Origin of the sequence: Stenotrophomonas lactitubi (genome assembly GCF_002803515.1) — a bacterium.
Lineage (GTDB): Bacteria > Pseudomonadota > Gammaproteobacteria > Xanthomonadales > Xanthomonadaceae > Stenotrophomonas > Stenotrophomonas lactitubi.
This window is the reverse complement of record NZ_PHQX01000001.1, coordinates 4,072,687-4,091,043: the sequence shown is the minus strand read 5'-3', so window position 1 is coordinate 4,091,043 and position 18,357 is coordinate 4,072,687. Positions and strand designations below refer to the sequence as shown.

The following is an 18,357-nucleotide window of genomic DNA, read 5'->3' as shown; positions in this document are numbered from 1 at the left end:
ACCTCAACAAGGAGACGTTCCGATGCGCCGCACCCTGCTGATCGCCACTGCCACCGCGCTGCTGGCCCTGACTTCCACCGCTTCGGCGCGCGATACCCGCGTTGAGCAGTCCCTGCGCGAACTGATCAGTTCGCAGGCCGCCAAAGATGCCGGCATCGACGGCAGCGTGCGCTTCTACCTGGCCGGCCAGCCGGTCAGCGTGCAGCAGCGCCTGGGCGAAGACGTGACCAACAAGAAGACCAACGCCGCCAACAAGAGCGACGTCGAGGCCTGCAACTGGGTGGCCCTGTCGGCGCTGCTGGCGCTGCAGGACGGTGCCAAGTCGCGCGGCGCCAACGCCGTGGTCGACATCGTCAGCTACTACAAGAAGAACGAGTTCAAGAGCGCGACCAACTACGAGTGCTGGGCCGGCACCTTTGTCGCCGGCGTGGCCTTGAAGGGCACCTACGCCAAGGTCAAGTAAGCCATCGCTGCCCCCGGCACGGGGTGCCGGGGCAACGTTCCACAGGGGGAACAGCATGAAAGTGATGACCGCCGCTGCCTTGGCAGCGGCTTTTGCGTGCGCGCCTGCACTGCAGGCTCAGGCCGCGGATGAACCCATTCGCGTCGCGGCCGATATTCCCTACCGCACCGACGTGGGCGGCGAACTGATCCGCAGCGAGTGCCGGTTCGGCAGCTACCTCAGCGACAGCATCGTGCGCCATGCGGCCGGCAGGGTCGTGGCCGCGCCGCTGGATGGCAGCGAGAGCAGGCGCCTGGACATCGTGGTGACCAAGGCCCATGCCGCCGGTGGCGGTGCCATCTCCGGGCCGAAGTGGGGCCGGATCTATGGCGAACTGAAGGAGGACGGCCGCGTGGTCGGCAATTTCAGCTTCAAGCGCACCACCAGCCGGCCCTTCACCTTCCGCGCCTGCACCACGCTGAAGCTGATCGCCGAAGCGCTGGGCGGCGATGTGGCGCGCTGGCTCGAACAACCCACCCTGGATCCGCTGATGACCGAAGACGTGGCGGCCAACTGAGCGTGCCCGCTGGCTGAACGGCGCCGCCACATTGCTGAACCTCACCGGGGAAACGCCGTCGATCACGCCGCCATCGTCGCGTGACGGCTTTCCCCGGTGTCGGCTTTCCGACACAATCACGGCTCTTCCCGGGTTATCGTCCCGTGGACATGCACGCCTACGTCTATAAAAGCCAACTCAAGCCGGACACCTACGTCTATCTCGCCCGACGCGATGACTTCAGCGCTTTGCCTGCGCCGCTGTCGGCGTCGTTGGGTGCGCTCGTCTTCGTGCTGGAAGTGACCCTGGACGCGCAGCACCGGCTGGCCCAGGCCGACCCGGCCAAGGTGCGCAGCGAACTGACCGAGCGCGGGTTCTACCTGCAGGTGCCGCCCTCGGTGAGCAGCATGATGCTGCGCCACTATGACTGAGCTTTCCCGCTCCCGCGCTCTGTCGCTGGCCTTCACCCTCGGTGCCTTGCTGGCGCTGGGATCGGCGCTGGGTGGCCTGCCCGGTGCGGTACTGGCGGCCCTGGCGCAACCGGCGTTCGCACTGGGAATCTCGTGGTGGCGACGCAGCCGCACGCTGCTGCCGCCGAAGGTGATCGCCCGCCAGGACCTGCCGGCGCTGCTGGCACTGTGGACCGCCGCGCCGTTGCTGCTGGCCCTGCTGCTGGCCTGGCCACTGGCCGCGCTGCGCGACAGCGGCAGTCTTGCCGCGGTGCTGGGCCTGAGCGTGCTGGTCAGCGCCGGCCTGCTGGCGGCCTGGCGCACCTGGCCGCTGTGGAACGATGTCGAGCGTCTCGATGGTGGCCTGGCCCAACATTGGCAGGCGTTGGCCGGTCGTGACCTCAGCGCCTGGCGTGGCCTTGGCGCGGCAGCACTGGTGATGGCCCTGGCGGCACTGGTGGTACTGCCGACCTGGCCGGACCTGCTGCCGGAAAGCGCACGTTGGCCGTCGGCACTGGCGGTGCTGCTGCTGTCGCCGCTGCTGCACCTGCTGCTGCAGCGCATTGCACCGGCGCCGCTGGTCTCGCTGCGCAGCCCGCTTGGCGCGGAACTGCCAGTCGATCGCGAAACGCTGTTCAGCGCGGTCGTGGACACCACGCCGCTGGAAGCTCTGGCGCCGCAGGAGCTGACCCCGGCCCTGTACGAAGCCGCGCGCCACGGCCGCATCGATCGTGCGCTGCAACTGCTGCAGGCCGGCGCCGATCCGTATTCCCTGCCTGACCCGAACTGGCGCGACCAGCGCAGCTTGGCAGTGCTCGCCGCCGTCCTGCCGGACCTGCGCCTGCTGCGTGAGCTGATCGGCCGCGGCGTCGATGTGAACGCGCCGCATCGCGGCATGACCCCGCTGCTGGCCGCGACCCGCGACAGCTGGCATGGGCGGCCGGAAGCGGTGATGACCCTGCTGGCCAACGGTGCCGATTCGCGCGCCACCGACAGTGAGGGCAATACGCCCCTGCACCATGCCGCGCGCAGTTCCGACCCGGGCGTGGCTGCGCTGCTGCGTGACGCGGCCGCTGAAGTCGACGCACTGAACCGTGATGGCTGGTCGCCGTTGGCGGTGGCCTGCCAGGTCGGCAACTGGCGCCTCGCGCGCTTCCTGCTGGAGCGCGGCGCCCGCAGCGAACCGGCTGACGGCACCCCGGTGCTGCTGGCCGCGGCCGCCACCGAAGACGATGATCCGGCCGGCGTGCAGCTGCTGCTGAAGCACAAGGCACGTGCCGACGCGCGTGACCGCCAGCGCCGCAGCGCGCTGCACGAAGCGGCATTGGCTGGCCACGTGGACATCATCGGCGTGCTGCTTGCCGCCGGTGCCAACCTGGAAGCGCGTGATGCGCTCGGCCGTACCCCGTGGCTGGAAGCTGCACGTGCCGGCCGCGCCGCCGTGGTCGAGCACCTGCTGCCGCACAAGCCCGACCTGGTTGCAGTCGACACCGATGGCCGCAACGCGGTGCTGCTGGCAACGATGGCCGAGGACGTTTCGCCGCTGTTGATCAAGCGCCTGCTGGAACTGGGCATCGCCGCCGACGGCAGCGATCCGGCAGGCCGACGCGCGGTGGACTACGCCGCCGAAGCCGGTCGCTGGGCGATCGTCGCCCTGCTGGATCCGTCTTACCCGTTGCCAGCCGCGGTCAGCGATGGCCTGGCCGAGCGCGGTGAGACGGCCAGTGCCAGCGGCCTGCTGCCCGATCGCCCGCCGCTGACCCTGCTGCGCGAGGCGCTGGGGTTCGGCAATACCGATGGCATGGCCGCACTGGCCAGGCTGTGCCAGCCGGAAGAACTGGGTGGTCTGCTGCTCGATCCGGAGCTGGCGCTGGAGCCGCGCGCGGTCGACTGGCTGCTCGCCCACGGTGCCGATCCGTACGTGCGTGACGCCTGTGCCGATACACCGATGTTCGCGCTGCTGTCGCGTGGCATCGATGCCGTGCCGGCCCTGCAGGTGATGCTGCAGCATGGCCTGTCGCCGGCCGGCCGTGGTGGCCTGGCGCGTTTCCTGGCCGCCTGTGCGCAGCACGACCAGGCGGCGCGTGGCCTGGAACAGCTGGCGCTGGAGCTGCTGGAACGCGGCGCCGATCCGTTTGCTGCCTCGCCGGCCGGTGATCCGCCGCTGTCACTGGCCGTGCGTCTGGGCTGGCTGCGCCTGCAGCAGGCGCTGCTTGCCACTGGCGTGGACCGCGAAGCACGCGACAGCCATGGCATGACCGCCTTGCATCTGGCCACCGCACTGGCGCGCGAAAGCGCCCTGAAGCTGCTGGTGCAGCACGGTGCCTCGCCCGAAGCGCGTGCTGCCGATGGGCAGACGCCGCTGGGCGTGGCGCTGTCGATCGGTCGTCGCGATCTGGCTGATTGGCTGGACTGGCGGGTCTGGCCGCTGCCGCGCAGGACCCTGCGCGAAGGCGATCTGCCGGCCGCCGCGATGGCCGGTGATGTTGATGCCGTGCGTCGTTTGAATGATCTGGGCTTTGCCGTCGACGCCGTCGATGCGCAGGGCTGCACCGCGCTGCTGCGTGCTGCCGGCGGTGGCCATCTGGCCGTGGTCGACCTGCTGCTGGCGCGCGGCGCCGATCCGCAGCATGCCGCTGCCAGTGGTGCGACGCCGTTGTCGGCGGCGGTCAGCATGCGCCAGGTCGAGATCGTCTCGGCCCTGCTCGACGCCGGGGCGCAGCTCGAGCACCGCCTGCCAGGCGGCGTCACCGTGCTAATGCTGGCCTCGGCGCTGGGCCTGCCGGACATCGTGGCGCGCCTGCTCACCGCCGGTGCCGACGTGCATGCCGGCGATGCCCAGCAGCTGGCGCCGCTGCACTGCGCGGCCCTGTATGGCTTCAGTGCGCGCGATCGTTCGCGCCTGCTGGCGCTGCTCGACACCCTACTGCTGGCCGGTGCAGAGCCGGACCAGGCCGCCGCCGGTGCGGTTACGCCGTTGCTGCTGCTGATGGGTGCGCGCGCCGAACCGGGCACCGCCTGCGACGAGCAGGTGGTGATGGCCGCTGTCGAGCGCCTGCTGGATGAAGACGTGAGCCTGGATGTGCGCGATCCGCGTGGCTTCGGCCCGTTGCACCTGGCCGCCCTGCACGGGCTGCCGCTGCTGGTGCAGCGCCTGCTGCGCGCCGGTGCCGATCCGGAAGCGCGCGATGGCTTGAACCGCAGCCCGCGCGAGATCGCGGTGATGCGCGGCTTCATCGACGTCGCCGCCGAGTTCGAGCCGCGCGTGCCGGGCGTATCGTCGATGGCCAGGTTCCTGCGCGACAACGGCTGAAGGTCGCACTCCATAGGGTGGGTGCCGACCGTTGGTCGGCAGGATGCTTTCAGTAGATCCACGCCATGCGTGGATGATCGTGCGGCGAAACAGAGAAGCATCCACGCATGGCGTGGATCTACTTGTCGTCGCTTTCCGCGTCCGCTTCGAACAGGTGCATCAGGTCGTTGCGCGCATCGCGCGAGGTCTGGATCACCGCCGCCTCGTCGTCGTAGACCAGATACTGGTCGCGCAGCAGCTTCTCGTCGTGTTCGCGGAACTGCTGCACGTGGCGCTCGGCCACGTTCGGGGCCACGCCCAGTGCAGTCAACACGCGCCCGCTCATTTCCAGGCTGGTACCGAACACTTCGCGGAACGGTTCGGCCGACATGTCCATCAACCGCCACGCATGCTGGCGGTTGCGCGCACGTGCCAGCACCGTCGCACCCGGGTACAGGCGGCGCACCATGCGCACCGCGCGCAGGTTGGTTTCCGGGTCGTCCACGGTGATCACGAACACGTCGATGTGCTCGCCACCGGCGGCGCGCAGCATCTCCGGCCGGGTCGGGTCGCCGTAGTACAGCTGGTTGCCGAAGCGGCGCAGGTCGGCCACCGTGTCCGGGTTCGCTTCCAGCGCCACGAACGGCACCTTCTGCGCGGTCAGCAGGCGCGCGATCACCTGGCCGAAGCGGCCCATGCCGGCAATCAGCACCTTCGGACGATTGTCCGGCGCCACCTTGTCGGCCTCCGCCGCTTGGCGTGGCGCGGCCTTCTCCTCGCCGAGCAGGCGCATCAGGGCGATCATCAGCAACGGGGTGATCGCCATCGACAGGCCGACGATCGCCACCAGCCGGTCATGGTTGGCATTGCCCAGCAGGTGCGCGCGCTGCGCTTCGTTGAACACCACGAAGGCGAATTCGCCGCCCAGCCACAGCACGCTGCCCAGCAGCAGCGACTGCCGGGAACTGAGCTTGGCGATGCGGCCGATGGCGTACAGCAGGCTGAACTTCACCACCAGCAGGATCGCCACACCCGCGGCAATCATCCACGGTTCGGCGGCGATGCGGTCCAGGTCGATGCCCATGCCCACCGCGATGAAGAACAGGCCCAGCAGCAAACCCTTGAACGGCTCGATCTGCGATTCCAGCTCGTGCCGGAATTCCGAATCGGACAGCAGCACACCGGCCAGGAACGCTCCCAGGCTGGGGCTCAGGCCGGCCTCCTGCATGAACCAGGCGGTACCCAGCACCACCAGCAAGGCGGTGGCGGTGAACACTTCCGGGCTGCGGGTGCGCGCGATGATGCCGAACAGGCGGCGCAGCACCGGCCGTCCACACAGGATCACCACTGCCAGCGCGCCCAGCGCGACGGCCGCATCTTCCCAGCGCAGCGTCTCGTTCTTGACCCCGCCCAGCAGCGGAATCGCGGCCAGCAGCGGAATGGCGATCAGGTCCTGGAACAGCAGGATGGCAAACCCCAGCCTGCCATGGTCGCTGTTGATCGCTTTGTGCTCGGACAGCAGCTGCAGGCCGACCGCGGTCGACGACAGCGCCAGCGCCACGCCCACCACCAGCGCGCTCTTCCACTGGAAGTGATCGAGCAGCAGCAGGCCGCCCAGCACCAGCCCGGACAGCGCCACCTGCGCCGCGCCCGCACCGAACACCGAGCGCCGCATCACCTTCAGGCGGGCAGGGGACAGCTCCAGCCCGATCACGAACAGCAGCATGACCACGCCGATCTCGGCCGCGCCGAGGATGCGGTCGGCGTCCTGTACGAAGCCGAGGCCATCCGGCCCCAGCACCACGCCGGCCGCCAGGTAGCCCAGCACCGCGCCGAAGCCGAACTTCTTGAACACCGGCACCGCGATCACCGCGGCCAGCAGCAGCACCAATGCCAGTTCCAGACCACCGCTATGCATGGGAATACCTGGTCATCGGGAGGCCGGCTGTGCGTCCGTTCGGCGGGGGGAAGCGCGGCGGATGCCACCTGGCCATTATGCGCGCGCGGCTGTGTACGCACGAGAACGGCGGTGGACCCCTTGCCCGGTCACCGGCCGCGGGTTGACCTGCACCGACCGCAGGTCCAGACTGCCGCCGCTGCCGGCGTGTCCGTCAGTACACCCCTCCGGAGTCCCCAACCCATGTCCAGCGACAGTAGAAGTCGACCTCGATCGACGCCAGCGATGGCCACCGCCTGACATCGGGACGGTTTGCCTGCGTTGGCGTTGCGCGATGTCGCACCCCATGAAGGCGAATCACCATGAACCAGAAGCAATTGCTGCGTCCGGTGGCCGATGCCGCAGCATTGTCGGCACCGCTGGCGAACTACAACACCGCCGACGCGGTGGAATTCCTCAACACGCTCGAACTGCAGCGCGCCGCCGAGACGCTGGCCGCGCTGTCGTTGCCGCGTGCAGTGAAGATGCTGGAGGCGCCGGAGCTGCACCGCAGCGGCGAACTGGTTGCCGCGCTGCCGCCGGCACGCGCCGCCGCGCTGCTGGGGTTGATGGCCGACGACCGTGCCACCGACATCGTCCACGAGCTGGATGAAGAAGAACGCGCGCGGCTGATTCCGCTGCTGGGCAACGAAGCCCGGCAGACCATCCAGAAGCTGCTGAGCTACCCGCCGAACACCGCCGGCGCGCTGATGACCACCGAGTTCGTCGCCGTGCCCGCCACCTGGACCGTGGCCCAGACCCTGCAGCACATCCGCCAGGTCGAGCGCACGCGCGAGACCGTGTATGCGATCTACGTCCTCGACCCGGCCAACCAGCGGCTGCAGCAGGTGGTGACCATGCGGCGGCTGATCACCGGTCTGCCGGAGGAATCGATCCTGGACGTGGCCCAGGTCAATCCGCCGGTGATGGTGGATGCGCAGATGGACCAGGAAGACGTGGCACGGCTGATCCGCCGCCACGATCTGCTGGCGATTCCGGTGGTGGACGCGCAGCAGCACATGCTGGGCATCGTCACCGTCGATGACATCCTCGATGCGCTGATCGAAGAGTCCACCGAAGACGCGCACAAGTTCGGCGGCATGGAAGCGCTGGACAAGCCGTACATGCAGATCGGCTTCTTCGAGATGCTGCGCAAGCGCGCCGGCTGGCTGAGCGTGCTGTTCGTGGGCGAGATGCTGACCGCCAGCGCGATGCAGCACTACGAGGACGAACTGGCGCGTGCGGTGGTGCTGACCCTGTTCATTCCGTTGATCATGAGCTCGGGTGGCAACTCCGGTTCGCAGGCCACTTCGCTGCTGATCCGCAGCCTGGCCCTGCGCGAGCTGCGCCTGCGCGACTGGTGGAAGGTCGCCCTGCGCGAAGTGCCCACCGGCATGGTGCTCGGTGCCATCCTCGGCTGCCTGGCCATCGTACGCATCGTGATCTGGCAGCTCGGTGGATTCCATGACTACGGCGAGCACTGGATCCTGCTGGCGATCACCATCGGCGCTGCGCTGGTGGGCATCGTTACCTTCGGCTCGCTGTCCGGGTCGATGCTGCCCTTCATCCTCAAGCGGCTGGGCTTCGACCCGGCCAGCGCCTCGGCCCCGTTCGTCGCCACCCTGGTGGATGTGACCGGCCTGGTGATCTATTTCAGCATCGCTGCGATGATTCTGCACGGCACCCTGCTGTAACGGGGGCGTCATCCACGCATGGCGTGGATCTACTGTAAGGGGGGCGTCATCCACGCATGGCGTGGATCTACTGGTCCTGGCCGCCGTAGTAGATCCACGCCATGCGTGGATGCGATGCCAGGTTCCTGCGCACGATCATGCCGCCGCAGCGCCGGTCCGTGTACCGTAGGCACATGAGTACCTACCACCTGCAGTCCGTGTTCCGTCCGCAGTCGGTCGCGGTGATCGGCGGCAGCCCGCGTGAGCGCTCGGCCGGCCGCGCAGTGATGCGCAACCTGCGTGGCACCGGCTTCCCCGGCAAGGTGGCATGGATCAACCCGCGCCACGCCGAGATCGATGGCATCCGCACGGTAAAGCGGTTGAAGGACCTGGACTGGGTGCCGGAACTGGTGGTGATCACCGCGCCGGCGGCGATCGTGCCGCAGGTGGTACGCACCGCTGCCGAACGTGGCGTGCAGGCCGCGATCATCCTCACTGCGCATCTGGGTGAGGGCCCAGGCTCGCCGTGGGCACAGGTGGAGGCCGCCGCGCGCGCGCATGGCCTGCGCATCCTCGGCCCGCACTGCCTGGGTGTGATCGCACCGCATGCACGGCTCAATGCCAGTATCGCCGCGCATTTCCCGCAGGCCGGCGACCTCGCGCTGATCTCCGAATCCTCGGCGATCGCCGCCGCCCTGGTGGAGTGGGGCGTGGCACGTTCGGTGGGGTTCTCCGCCGTGGTCTCGCTGGGCGACACCATGGACGTGGACTTCGGCGACCTGCTGGATTATTTCGCCACCGACTACCGCACGCGCGCCATCCTGCTCTACGTCGAGCAGATCAAGGACGCCCGCAAGTTCATGTCGGCCGCACGTGCCGCGGCGCGTGCCAAGCCGGTAGTGGTGGTGAAGTCCGGCCGCGCCGAACGGGTGCAGCCGGGCAGCGCCGATACTCACGTGCAGGCCCTGGCGCGTGCCGATGATGTCTACGGCGCGGCATTCAACCGTGCCGGCCTGCTGCGGGTGAGCGCGCTGGACGAACTGTTCACCGCGGCCGAATCGCTGGGCCGCCTCGGTACCTTCCCCGGGCGTCGCCTGGCCATCCTCAGCAATGGCGGCGGTGTCGGCCACCTGGCGGTGGACCAGCTGATCGCCCTGCATGGCACGCTGGCGCAGCTGTCCGACAGCACCGTGCAGAAGCTCGATGCGGTACTGCCGCAGGGCTGGTCGCGCAGCAACCCGGTCGACATCGTGGTCGATGCCGATGGTGATCGCTATGCCACGGCCATCGAGGCGCTGCTGGCCGACAACGAGAACGACGCGGTGCTGGTGGTCAACGTGCCCACGGCGTTCACCTCCTCGGCCGACGCCGCGCAGGCGTTGACCCGCACGCTCGGCCTGCGCCCGCGCCATCACCGCGACAAGCCGGTATTCGCGGTGTGGCTGGGCAACGACGACCAGGCCACCGCCACCCTCAACGCGGCACGCGTGCCGACCTATCCCACCGAAGCCGAGGCCGTGCGCGGTTTCCAGCATCTGGTGCGTTACCGCGAAGCACAGAACGCGTTGATGGAAACGCCACCCAGCCTGCCGCAGGACTTCAGCGTGGACACCGTGCGTGCACGTGCGCTGGTCGAGGCCGCGCTGGCCAACGGTCAAGGCTGGCTGGATCCGCTGGCCACCCATGAACTGCTGAAGGCCTACGGCATCCCCTCTGCGCCGGTGATGCACGCGCGCGATGCGCACGAGGCGATGGACCTGGCGCAACCGCTGCTGGAGCGTGGTGCCACCGTCGCGCTGAAGATCCTGTCGCCCGATATTCCGCACAAATCCGAAGTGGATGGCGTGCGCCTCAATCTGGCAACGCTGCCTGCGGTGCAGAGCGCGGCCAAGGCGATCCTTGCCCGTGCACGGCAGCTGCGGCCGGACGCCCGCATCGACGGCCTGCTGGTGCAGCCGACCATCGTCCGCCCGAAGGCGCGCGAGCTCATCGTCGGCATCGCCGACGACGCCACGTTCGGCCCGGTGATCGTAGTCGGTCGTGGTGGCACGGCGGTGGAAGTCATCAATGACAAGGCCTTGGCGCTGCCCCCGCTGGACCTGCGCCTGGCCCACGAGCTGATCGGCCAGACCCGCGCCTCGCGCATCCTCAAGGCCTACGGCGATGTGCCAGCGGCCGACGAGCGCGCGCTGGCGCTGGCGCTGGTCAAGCTGGCGCAGCTGGCAGCAGATATTCCCGAAGTACGCACGCTGGACATCAACCCGCTGCTGGTCGACAGCAAGGGCATCCTGGCGCTGGACGCGCGCGTGGCGGTTGCGCCGTCGCGCATCCTGCACAAGGGCCGTGGCCATCCGCGCTTCGCCGTCTTCCCGTATCCGAAGGAATGGGAACGCACCATCGAACTGTCCGACGGCGGTCGCGCCTTCGTACGCCCGGTGCGGCCGGAAGATGACGCGTTGTTCCGCGCGTTCTTCGCGCGCGTCAGCGATGAGGATCTGCGCCTGCGCTTCTTCCAGTCGGTCAAGCACTTCAGCCACGAGTTCATCGCCCGCCTGACCCAGCTGGACTACGCGCGCTCGATCGCCTTGGTGGCTATTGAGCCGCGCACCGGCGAGATGCTCGGTGCGGTGCGACTGCATGCCGATGCGGACTATCACCGCGGTGAGTACGGCATCCTGATCCGTTCTGACCTGAAGGGCCATGGCATCGGCTGGCGGCTGATGGCGATCATGATCGAGTACGCCAAGTGGCTGGGCCTGGACGTGGTGGAAGGCCAGGTGCTGCGTGAGAACAGCACCATGCTGGCGATGTGCCAGAGCCTGGGCTTCAAGACCCGGCTGGACCCCGACGATCCGACGGTGATGATGGTGACGTTGCCGGTGCAGCAGGTGGAAGTACCCGACGTCCCAGTGTGATCGACACCTCGTTCATTTCACCTTGGTGCTTCTACTGGAACCAGAACTCCTCGATAACCTTGCTGCACGACTGATCCAGCTCCAGATGGAACGATTTGCGTTCCTGCGTGGACAGTGGATCTGCAAGATCGTCCTGATGCAGCACGGCAAAACCGCGGCCGCCGGATACGGGGGGCGATGTGGCTACGAGATACGTCGTCTTATTCCAAGCCCTGGTACGCCGGACGTAGGCCTCCACGACACGTACGCATTCGGGCTGCTTCTGCGCAGCCAGTATGGTGGCTCTTACCGCCGCAGGCAGCGCGGCCAGACCATCCCTGGCGGAGGCAACACCTGAGGAGGGAGGGCAGGCCAAGCAAAGGAACAGCACAATCGTTGGCACTCTGGACATCACTCGCCTCGCAGGGACGGTAGATCCTCACATCCATCATGGCAGGATTTTCGTGGGTTATCGCAGCGGCTCGACCACCACCGCCGTGCCATAGCACAGCACTTCGGTCAGCCCGGTCATCACGTCGGTGGCGTCGTAGCGCATGCCGATGACCGCGTTGGCACCCAGCTGCCGCGCGTGCTTGACCATGTCGCGATAGGTTTCCTCGCGTGCCTGCTCGCACAGCTCGGTGTAGATGGTGATGTTGCCGCCGAAGATGGTCTGGATGCCGCCAAGGAAGTTGCCCACGATCGAGCGCGAGCGCACGGTGATGCCGCGCACGACGCCCAGGTTGCGCTCGATGCGGTAGCCGGGCAGCTCGAAGGCGGTGGTCACCATCGAATCATCGAAGCGCGCTGCGGAGGTGGTGGGAGTGCCACTGTTGTAGGGATCGGCCATGGGTGTCTGGTCGTCTTGTGGGTTTGAAGGCGCCACAATACCGCCATGACCGACCGTATTCCCCTGCTCCTCCTCCCCGGCCTGCTCAACGATGCCGAACTCTGGCGCGCACAGCTGGCCGACCTGGCCGATATCGCCGACTGCAGCGTGGGCGACCAGACCCGGGGCGAGACTTTGCAGGCGGTGGCCGAGGACGTGCTGGCGCAGGCGCCCCCGCGATTCGCGCTGGCCGGTTTCTCACTGGGTGGCTTCGTCGCCCAGCAGATCCTGCGCACCGCGCCGGAGCGCGTGCTGCAACTGGCCCTGATCGACACCTCGATCCATGCCGACTCCCCGGAACGCGCCGAACAGCGGCGCAGCCAGCGTGCCAGCGTGCGCCTGCCGGGGAAGTTCCATGGCTTTGGCGATGTGCTGATGCGCAGCTACATTGATGCCTCGCGGCTGGACGACTACGTGCTGGTGCAGCGCGTGCGCGACATGACCGCGCGGTTGGGTGCGGAGGTATTCCTGCGGCAGAGCGCACTGGAACGGAGTGACGGCCACGACGTGCTGGCCGGCTACCGCGATCCGTTGCTGATCGTCTGTGGTGCGAACGACCGCATCACGCCCTTGGCGGTGAGCGAAGAGATACACGCGCTGGTGCCGCATTCGCAGCTGGTGGTGGTGCCCGATTGTGGGCACCTCGCGCCGATGGAAAAGCCGGAAGAGGTGAGTGCAGCGATGCGGGCGTGGCTGTTGCAAGGCGAGGATTGAATCCACGCTTCTGGTAGGTGCCGACCTTGGTCGGCACGGTGTTTCATCAATCGATCAGAGGAAAGCGCCGACCAAGGTCGGCACCTACCGGTAGCGCCGGGCCATGCCCGGCGGCTTTTGCTCAATCCCAGGCCGGCGCAATGCCTTCCGGATTTGCCAGGCGATGGCCGCGGTCCAGCTTGGCGATCTGCGCCATGTCGTCCTCGGTCAGGCGGATCGCTGCCGCTTCCAGGTTGCTGGCCAGGTTCTCACGCTTGGTCGACGACGGAATGACCGCGTAGTCCTGCTGCAGCGCCCACGCCAGCGCGACCTGTGCCGGGCTGGCCTGATGGCGGCCGGCGATGGCCTGGATCACTGGGTCCTTGATCACCTCGCCGTAGGCCAGGCTCATGTACGCGGTGACGCGGATGCCGTTGTCCTGCAGGAACTTCACCAGCAGGCGGTTCTGCAGGTACGGATGGATCTCGACCTGGTTGGTGGCGATGGCATCGGCACCGAGGATCTCAATCGCCTTGCGGGTCTGGGCGATGGTGAAGTTGGAGATGCCGATCTCGCGGGTCAGCCCCTGCGCCTTGGCTTCAGCCAGCGCGGTCAGGTACTCCTCCATCGGCGTGTCGACCTTGTCGTTCGGCGACGGCCAGTGGATCAACGCCAGGTCGACATGGTCGGTGCGCAGCTTCTCCAGGCTGGTGCGCAGGCTCGCCAGCAGTGCATCGCGCTTGAACTCGGTGATCCACACCTTGGTGGTCAGGTAGATCTCGTCACGCGGCACGCCGGACTCGGCGATGGCCTGGCCGACCTCGGCTTCGTTGCCGTAGATCTGCGCGGTGTCGATGGCGCGGTAGCCGACGTCCAGTGCGTTGCGCACCGAGTCGATCACGGTCTGGTCTTTCAGGCGGAAGGTGCCAAGGCCGAAAGCGGGGACAGTCATGGGGAACTCCAAAGCGGGGGAAGGAGGTGATTGCAGAGGGTAGGGCAGGGGCCGTGTGCATGCCGGCAACGGTGCATTGCGCTCATCAATGCGCCGCCACCGTGATGCCGTCGGCGCGATCATCGATGCCGTCGCGACGGTCCAGACGGCCACTCAGCACGGTCAGGCCATACGCGCCGACCACCACCAACGCGCCCAGCCACGGCGTGTGCATCAGGCCGATGTGCTCGACCACCAGGCCGCCCAGCGACGCACCCAGCGCGATGCCGATGTTGAAGGCGGCGATGTTCAGGCCTGAGGCAACATCGGTGGCCTGCGGTGCGTAGCGCTGTGCCTGCTTGACCACATACACCTGCAGGCCGGGCACGTTGCCGAATGCCACCGCGCCCAGTGCCAGTACGGTCAGCAGCATCAACCAGGTGTTGTGGGCGGTGAAGGTCATCGCCAGCAGCACCACGGCCAGCAGCGCGAAGATGCGCTTCAACGCGGGCACCGGGCCCATGCGGTCGGCCATGCGGCCGCCCCACAGGTTGCCGAACGCCACCGACACGCCATACACCAGCAGTACCAGGCTGACCGCGTTGGCCGAGAAGCCGGTGACGTCCTGCAGGATCGGCGTCAGGTAGGTGAAGGACAGGAAGGTGCCGCCGTAACCGAGTGCGGTGATGGCGTAGACCATCAGCAGGCGCGGCTGCGCAAGCACGCCCAGCTGCTGGCGGAAGGTGGCCGGCGCGCTCTGCGCCAGGCCGCGCGGTACGAACAGCAGGGCGCCCAGCAGCGCGATCACGCCCAGCCCGGCCACCGCCAGGAACGTGGCGCGCCAGCCCAGGTGCTGGCCGATGAAGGTACCCAGCGGTACGCCGGTTACCAGTGCCACGGTCAGGCCGGTGAACATGATGGCGATCGCGCTGGCGGCCTTCTCCTTCGGCACCACGGCGGTGGCGATGATCGAGCCGATCGAGAAGAACACGCCGTGGGCCAGGCCGGTGAGGATGCGGGCGACGATCAGCGAGGTGTAACCCGGTGCCATCCACGCGATGACGTTGCCGAGGGTGAACAGCACCATCAGCGCGACCAGCAGGGTCTTGCGCGGCACACGGCCGGTGAGTGCGGTCAGCACCGGTGCGCCGACGGCCACGCCGAGGGCATACAGGGAGACCAGCAGGCCGGCCGACGGCAGGCTGACCTGCAGGTCGGCGGCGATGGTCGGGATCAGGCCGACGATGACGAACTCGGTGGTGCCGATGGCGAAGGCGCCGAGGGTCAGCGCCAGCAGGGCGAGCGGAATGCCACGGATCATGACAGTGTCCAGAGCGAAGGAAGGGGCGCAGTGTGCGCGGCCGACCTTTGCCGAAAAACCGGTCTTCACGCCAATCACTCTTGCCTGATGGTCAATAATGGCGTCATGAAAACCACCCTCGACGAAATGCAGGCCTTCCTGGCGGTGATCGACAGCGGTTCGATCAGCGCCGCTGCCGAGCAGCTGGGGCAGACGCCTTCAGGCGTGAGCCGCGCGCTGGGCCGGCTGGAGGACAAGCTGGGCACCACCCTGCTGACCCGTACCACCCGCCGCTTGCACCTGACCGCCGAGGGCGAGGCCTACCTGCGTCATGCGCGCGCGATCATCGATGCAGTGGAATCGGCCGAGGAACAGATGGCCGCGCGCCGCGAGCGCCCGGCTGGCCGACTGCGGGTGGATGCGGCGATGCCGTTCGTGCTGCACGTGATCGCGCCGCTGGTGGCTGGCTACCGCGCGCGCTATCCGGACGTGCAGCTGGAGTTGAACAGTTCCGAGCGCTACATCGACCTGCTGGAACGGCGTACCGACCTGGCGATCCGCATCGGCCCGCTGGCTGATTCCACCCTGCATGCACGGCCGCTGGGGCGCTGCCGGCTGCAGGTGCTGGCCAGCCCGGGCTATCTCGCCGCGCACGGCGAGCCGGCCAGCGTGGCGGCGCTGGGCCAGCACACGCTGCTCAGCTTCAACGAACCGGAATCGCTGAACCGCTGGCCGCTGCCGGGCGATGCCGACGGGCAGTTGCTGGTGCGCCCGGATATCGCGGTATCCAGCGGCGAGACGCTGCGCACGCTGGCGGTGGAGGGCGTGGGCATAACTTGCCTGTCCGACTTCGTGACTGAACGCGATCGCGCGGCCGGCACGCTGGTGCCGGTGCTGGCCGCACAGACGCTGGATGTGTACCAGCCGATCCACGCGGTGTACTACCGCAACACGGCCGTATCGGCGCGGATCAGCTCGTTCCTGGATTACCTGGGTGAAGCGATGGCCGCATCGGATTACCTGCGCTGATGCATTGTGTGGGTTGCCGGCCAGCGGCCGGCACTACCGGTAGTGCCGGCCGCTGGCCGGCACACGACACACTCAGGCCGCGTGCGCCAGCACACCCTTTGCCGTCGACGTGGTCGACAGATCGAACACATCCACCGAGTCGATCAACCGGTTCGCCTGCTGCTCCAGGCTGCGCGCCGCCGCACTCGCTTCTTCCACCAGCGCGGCATTCTGCTGGGTGGTGCCATCCATCTGGATGATGGTCTGGCTGACCTGCTCGATGCCGGCCGACTGCTCCTGCGAAGCAGCCGAAATCTCGGCCATGATGTCGGTCACGCGCTGCACAGAAGCGACGATCTCAGCCATGGTGTCGCCGGCCTGGCGCACACGCTGCGCACCGTGGCCCACCTGTTCCACCGATGCCTCGATCAGCGATTTGATTTCCTTGGCCGCTGCCGCCGACCGCTGCGCGAGCGTGCGCACTTCACTGGCGACCACCGCGAAGCCGCGGCCCTGCTCGCCGGCACGCGCCGCTTCCACCGCCGCATTCAACGCCAGGATGTTGGTCTGGAATGCGATGCCGTCGATCACGCTGATGATATCGGCGATCTGCCGCGAGGAGCCTTCGATCGCATCCATCGTCGCCACGACCTGGCCGACCACTTCACCGCCGTGCGAGGCCACGCTGTGTGCGCCGATCGCCAGCTGGTTCGCCTGCCGCGCATGCTCGGCGTTCTGGCGCACGGTGGAGGTCAGTTCTTCCATCGACGCAGCGGTTTCTTCCAGGTTCGCCGCCTGCTGTTCGGTGCGGCGTGACAGGTCGTTGTTGCCGGCGGCAATCTCGGCGGCGGCGGTGTGGATGTTGCCCGAGGCGTGTTTGATGTCGGTGACGATCGTGGCCAGCTGTGCCGCCGTGGTGTTGGCATCGCCGGCAATGCGGGCGAACACGCCCTGGAAATCACCGTGCATGCGTGCCCCCAGGCGACCATCGGCAATGGCACGCAGCATCGTCGAGACGTCGCCGAGGTTGTGTTCGGTGGTCTGCATCAACCGGTTCAGGCCATCGACCATCGCGCGGAAATCATGCTCGAAGCGCGCGCTGTCGCCGCGCTGGCTGAAGTCGCCTGCGGCAGCGGCTTCGGCCAGGTGACGAATCTCGCTGTTGATCGCGCCGAGGTTGGATTTGACCGCATCCAGTGCCTGGGTGATCACCGCCTTTTCGCCCGGCAGACGCTCCATGTCCAGGCTGAGGTCGCCCACCGCATAGCGGCCCATGATCGCGATCGCGCGCATCTTTACCTGGATGTGCGCATCGACCAGGGTGTTGGTATCGGCCACCATCGTGCCGTAGGCCCCGGGGAAGGCGCTGCTGTCCATGCGGTGGCTGATCGTGCCGGCGTCGTGTGCCTTGGCCATCGCAGTCTGCGCGTCGAGCACGCCGCGCACGGTGCTCTGCACGGCCTGCATCGCCTGCGCCAGGCGGCCGATCTCGTCGCGGCTGCGCACCTGCACGTGGTAGTCGAGATCGCCGGCAGCGACCGCACGCGCGGCCGCTTCCACGGCCAGCACCGGCCGCACTACGGCACGCCGCAGCCACCAGCCGAGGCCGATCAACAGCAGCACGGCGGCGCCGATGGTCAGTACGGCGCACGCCACCAGCACCTGCCGGGAATCCTGCGAGCGCGCGGTCACCGCGGCTTCGGCCACCTGGGTGGCCTGCGTACCCAGCGCATCCAGCGCGGTCGCCACCGGTCGGTCTTTGCCACGCACCAGTGAATCGCCGGCCGCAGGATCGTAGTCGGCTGCAGCGAAGGCCTGCAGTGCCGCGTGGTAATCCAGCTGCAATTGAGCATGCAGGCCGGAAAACGCTTGAGCCAGTTCCCGCGTGCGCGCATCGGGGCTGGCGGCCAGGCCTTTGGCCAGTTCGGCAACGAGGCGGCCTCCGCTGTCGAAGGCCTGCAGATGGTGCTGGCGCAACGCGTCATCGTGGCCACGCAGCAGCACGTTCTTCCATTCCTGCACCTGCCCGCGGAACTCACGCTGCAGGCGCTCGGCGTTGCGGCTGTCGGCGACCTCCGGGGGCACTTCGGTGGACAGCTTCAACCAGGCAGACGCCAGGCCCGCCAGGGCACACACCAGAACAACGGCCAGACCAACAGAAACGGCACCGAGCAGCTTCGACTGCAGCCGCGGCGCATGGGAAGAGGCTTTCATGGGACGAGATCTCGGAAGGGGTGCGATGCGGTATCGACCATCCTTTAGGTCTCTGAAGTGCGATGCGTGTCACATTCCCG

13 protein-coding genes are annotated in these 18,357 nt (G+C 67.8%); 8 read left to right on the top strand and 5 right to left on the bottom strand.

Going from position 1 to position 18,357, the window contains the following annotated elements:
* Positions 1–22 precede the first annotated feature (22 nt).
* The 4 genes from CR156_RS19120 (at position 23) to CR156_RS19105 (ending at position 4,760) form a co-directional block, all read left to right on the top strand.
* Positions 23–463: a hypothetical protein gene (locus CR156_RS19120; RefSeq protein ID WP_025877987.1), complete on the top strand. Its 441-nt coding sequence runs from the start codon at positions 23–25 to the stop codon at positions 461–463.
* 55 nt (positions 464–518) lie between these two features.
* Positions 519–1,019, top strand: a complete 501-nt coding sequence (locus CR156_RS19115; RefSeq protein WP_133120121.1) for a hypothetical protein — start codon at positions 519–521, stop codon at positions 1,017–1,019.
* Between the two features lie 149 nt (positions 1,020–1,168).
* Positions 1,169–1,429 carry a YcgL domain-containing protein gene (locus CR156_RS19110; protein WP_100553981.1) on the top strand — a complete coding sequence of 87 codons (261 nt, stop codon included), beginning with the start codon at positions 1,169–1,171 and terminating at the stop codon, positions 1,427–1,429.
* A complete protein-coding gene (locus tag CR156_RS19105; protein WP_100553980.1) occupies positions 1,422–4,760 on the top strand; it encodes an ankyrin repeat domain-containing protein in 3,339 nt (1,112 codons plus the stop codon). Before CR156_RS19110 ends, CR156_RS19105 begins: the two co-directional genes overlap by 8 nt.
* Positions 4,761–4,878: 118 nt before the next feature.
* Here CR156_RS19105 and CR156_RS19100 read toward each other — a convergent pair whose 3' ends face one another.
* A complete protein-coding gene (locus CR156_RS19100) occupies positions 4,879–6,657 on the bottom strand; it encodes a monovalent cation:proton antiporter-2 (CPA2) family protein (RefSeq protein WP_100553979.1) in 1,779 nt (592 codons plus the stop codon).
* A gap of 341 nt (positions 6,658–6,998) precedes the next feature.
* On the opposite strand from CR156_RS19100, the gene mgtE reads away from it, so the two are divergent.
* Complete coding sequence (gene mgtE / locus CR156_RS19095; protein WP_100553978.1) at positions 6,999–8,369, top strand: magnesium transporter; 1,371 nt, start codon at positions 6,999–7,001, stop codon at positions 8,367–8,369.
* Between the two features lie 173 nt (positions 8,370–8,542).
* Complete coding sequence (locus CR156_RS19090) at positions 8,543–11,263, top strand: bifunctional acetate--CoA ligase family protein/GNAT family N-acetyltransferase (RefSeq protein ID WP_100553977.1); 2,721 nt, start codon at positions 8,543–8,545, stop codon at positions 11,261–11,263.
* Between the two features lie 448 nt (positions 11,264–11,711).
* Here CR156_RS19090 and CR156_RS19080 read toward each other — a convergent pair whose 3' ends face one another.
* Positions 11,712–12,092, bottom strand: coding sequence for a YbjQ family protein (locus CR156_RS19080; RefSeq protein ID WP_100553975.1), 381 nt, complete (start codon positions 12,090–12,092; stop codon positions 11,712–11,714).
* A 45-nt stretch (positions 12,093–12,137) separates the two neighbouring features.
* On the opposite strand from CR156_RS19080, the gene CR156_RS19075 reads away from it, so the two are divergent.
* The gene (locus CR156_RS19075; protein WP_100553974.1) at positions 12,138–12,845 is read left to right on the top strand and encodes an alpha/beta fold hydrolase; all 708 of its coding nucleotides are present in this window, start codon (positions 12,138–12,140) and stop codon (positions 12,843–12,845) included.
* Positions 12,846–12,966: 121 nt separating this feature from the next.
* On the opposite strand, the gene dkgB is transcribed toward CR156_RS19075, so the two are convergent.
* Together dkgB and CR156_RS19065 are read right to left on the bottom strand one after the other, a co-directional pair.
* Positions 12,967–13,776, bottom strand: a complete 810-nt coding sequence (dkgB, locus tag CR156_RS19070; RefSeq protein WP_100553973.1) for a 2,5-didehydrogluconate reductase DkgB — start codon at positions 13,774–13,776, stop codon at positions 12,967–12,969.
* 85 nt (positions 13,777–13,861) lie between these two features.
* Positions 13,862–15,076, bottom strand: coding sequence for an MFS transporter (locus tag CR156_RS19065; RefSeq protein ID WP_100553972.1), 1,215 nt, complete (start codon positions 15,074–15,076; stop codon positions 13,862–13,864).
* 105 nt (positions 15,077–15,181) lie between these two features.
* On the opposite strand from CR156_RS19065, the gene CR156_RS19060 reads away from it, so the two are divergent.
* A complete protein-coding gene (locus CR156_RS19060) occupies positions 15,182–16,084 on the top strand; it encodes a LysR family transcriptional regulator (RefSeq protein WP_100462033.1) in 903 nt (300 codons plus the stop codon).
* Positions 16,085–16,156: 72 nt separating this feature from the next.
* Here the strand turns inward: CR156_RS19060 and CR156_RS19055 are convergent, their stop codons facing one another.
* Positions 16,157–18,277, bottom strand: coding sequence for a methyl-accepting chemotaxis protein (locus CR156_RS19055; RefSeq protein WP_100553971.1), 2,121 nt, complete (start codon positions 18,275–18,277; stop codon positions 16,157–16,159).
* Positions 18,278–18,357 lie beyond the last annotated feature (80 nt).

What these genes read in the sequence shown, in the direction of transcription:
- CR156_RS19120 (WP_025877987.1), top strand. Translation starts at nt 23, where the DNA reads ATGCGCCGCACCCTGCTGATCGCCACTGCCACCGCGCTGCTGGCCCTG.
- CR156_RS19115 (WP_133120121.1), top strand. Translation starts at nt 519, where the DNA reads ATGAAAGTGATGACCGCCGCTGCCTTGGCAGCGGCTTTTGCGTGCGCG.
- CR156_RS19110 (WP_100553981.1), top strand. Translation starts at nt 1,169, where the DNA reads ATGCACGCCTACGTCTATAAAAGCCAACTCAAGCCGGACACCTACGTC.
- CR156_RS19105 (WP_100553980.1), top strand. Translation starts at nt 1,422, where the DNA reads ATGACTGAGCTTTCCCGCTCCCGCGCTCTGTCGCTGGCCTTCACCCTC.
- CR156_RS19100 (WP_100553979.1), bottom strand. Translation starts at nt 6,657, where the DNA reads ATGCATAGCGGTGGTCTGGAACTGGCATTGGTGCTGCTGCTGGCCGCG.
- mgtE (WP_100553978.1), top strand. Translation starts at nt 6,999, where the DNA reads ATGAACCAGAAGCAATTGCTGCGTCCGGTGGCCGATGCCGCAGCATTG.
- CR156_RS19090 (WP_100553977.1), top strand. Translation starts at nt 8,543, where the DNA reads ATGAGTACCTACCACCTGCAGTCCGTGTTCCGTCCGCAGTCGGTCGCG.
- CR156_RS19080 (WP_100553975.1), bottom strand. Translation starts at nt 12,092, where the DNA reads ATGGCCGATCCCTACAACAGTGGCACTCCCACCACCTCCGCAGCGCGC.
- CR156_RS19075 (WP_100553974.1), top strand. Translation starts at nt 12,138, where the DNA reads ATGACCGACCGTATTCCCCTGCTCCTCCTCCCCGGCCTGCTCAACGAT.
- dkgB (WP_100553973.1), bottom strand. Translation starts at nt 13,776, where the DNA reads ATGACTGTCCCCGCTTTCGGCCTTGGCACCTTCCGCCTGAAAGACCAG.
- CR156_RS19065 (WP_100553972.1), bottom strand. Translation starts at nt 15,076, where the DNA reads ATGATCCGTGGCATTCCGCTCGCCCTGCTGGCGCTGACCCTCGGCGCC.
- CR156_RS19060 (WP_100462033.1), top strand. Translation starts at nt 15,182, where the DNA reads ATGAAAACCACCCTCGACGAAATGCAGGCCTTCCTGGCGGTGATCGAC.
- CR156_RS19055 (WP_100553971.1), bottom strand. Translation starts at nt 18,277, where the DNA reads ATGAAAGCCTCTTCCCATGCGCCGCGGCTGCAGTCGAAGCTGCTCGGT.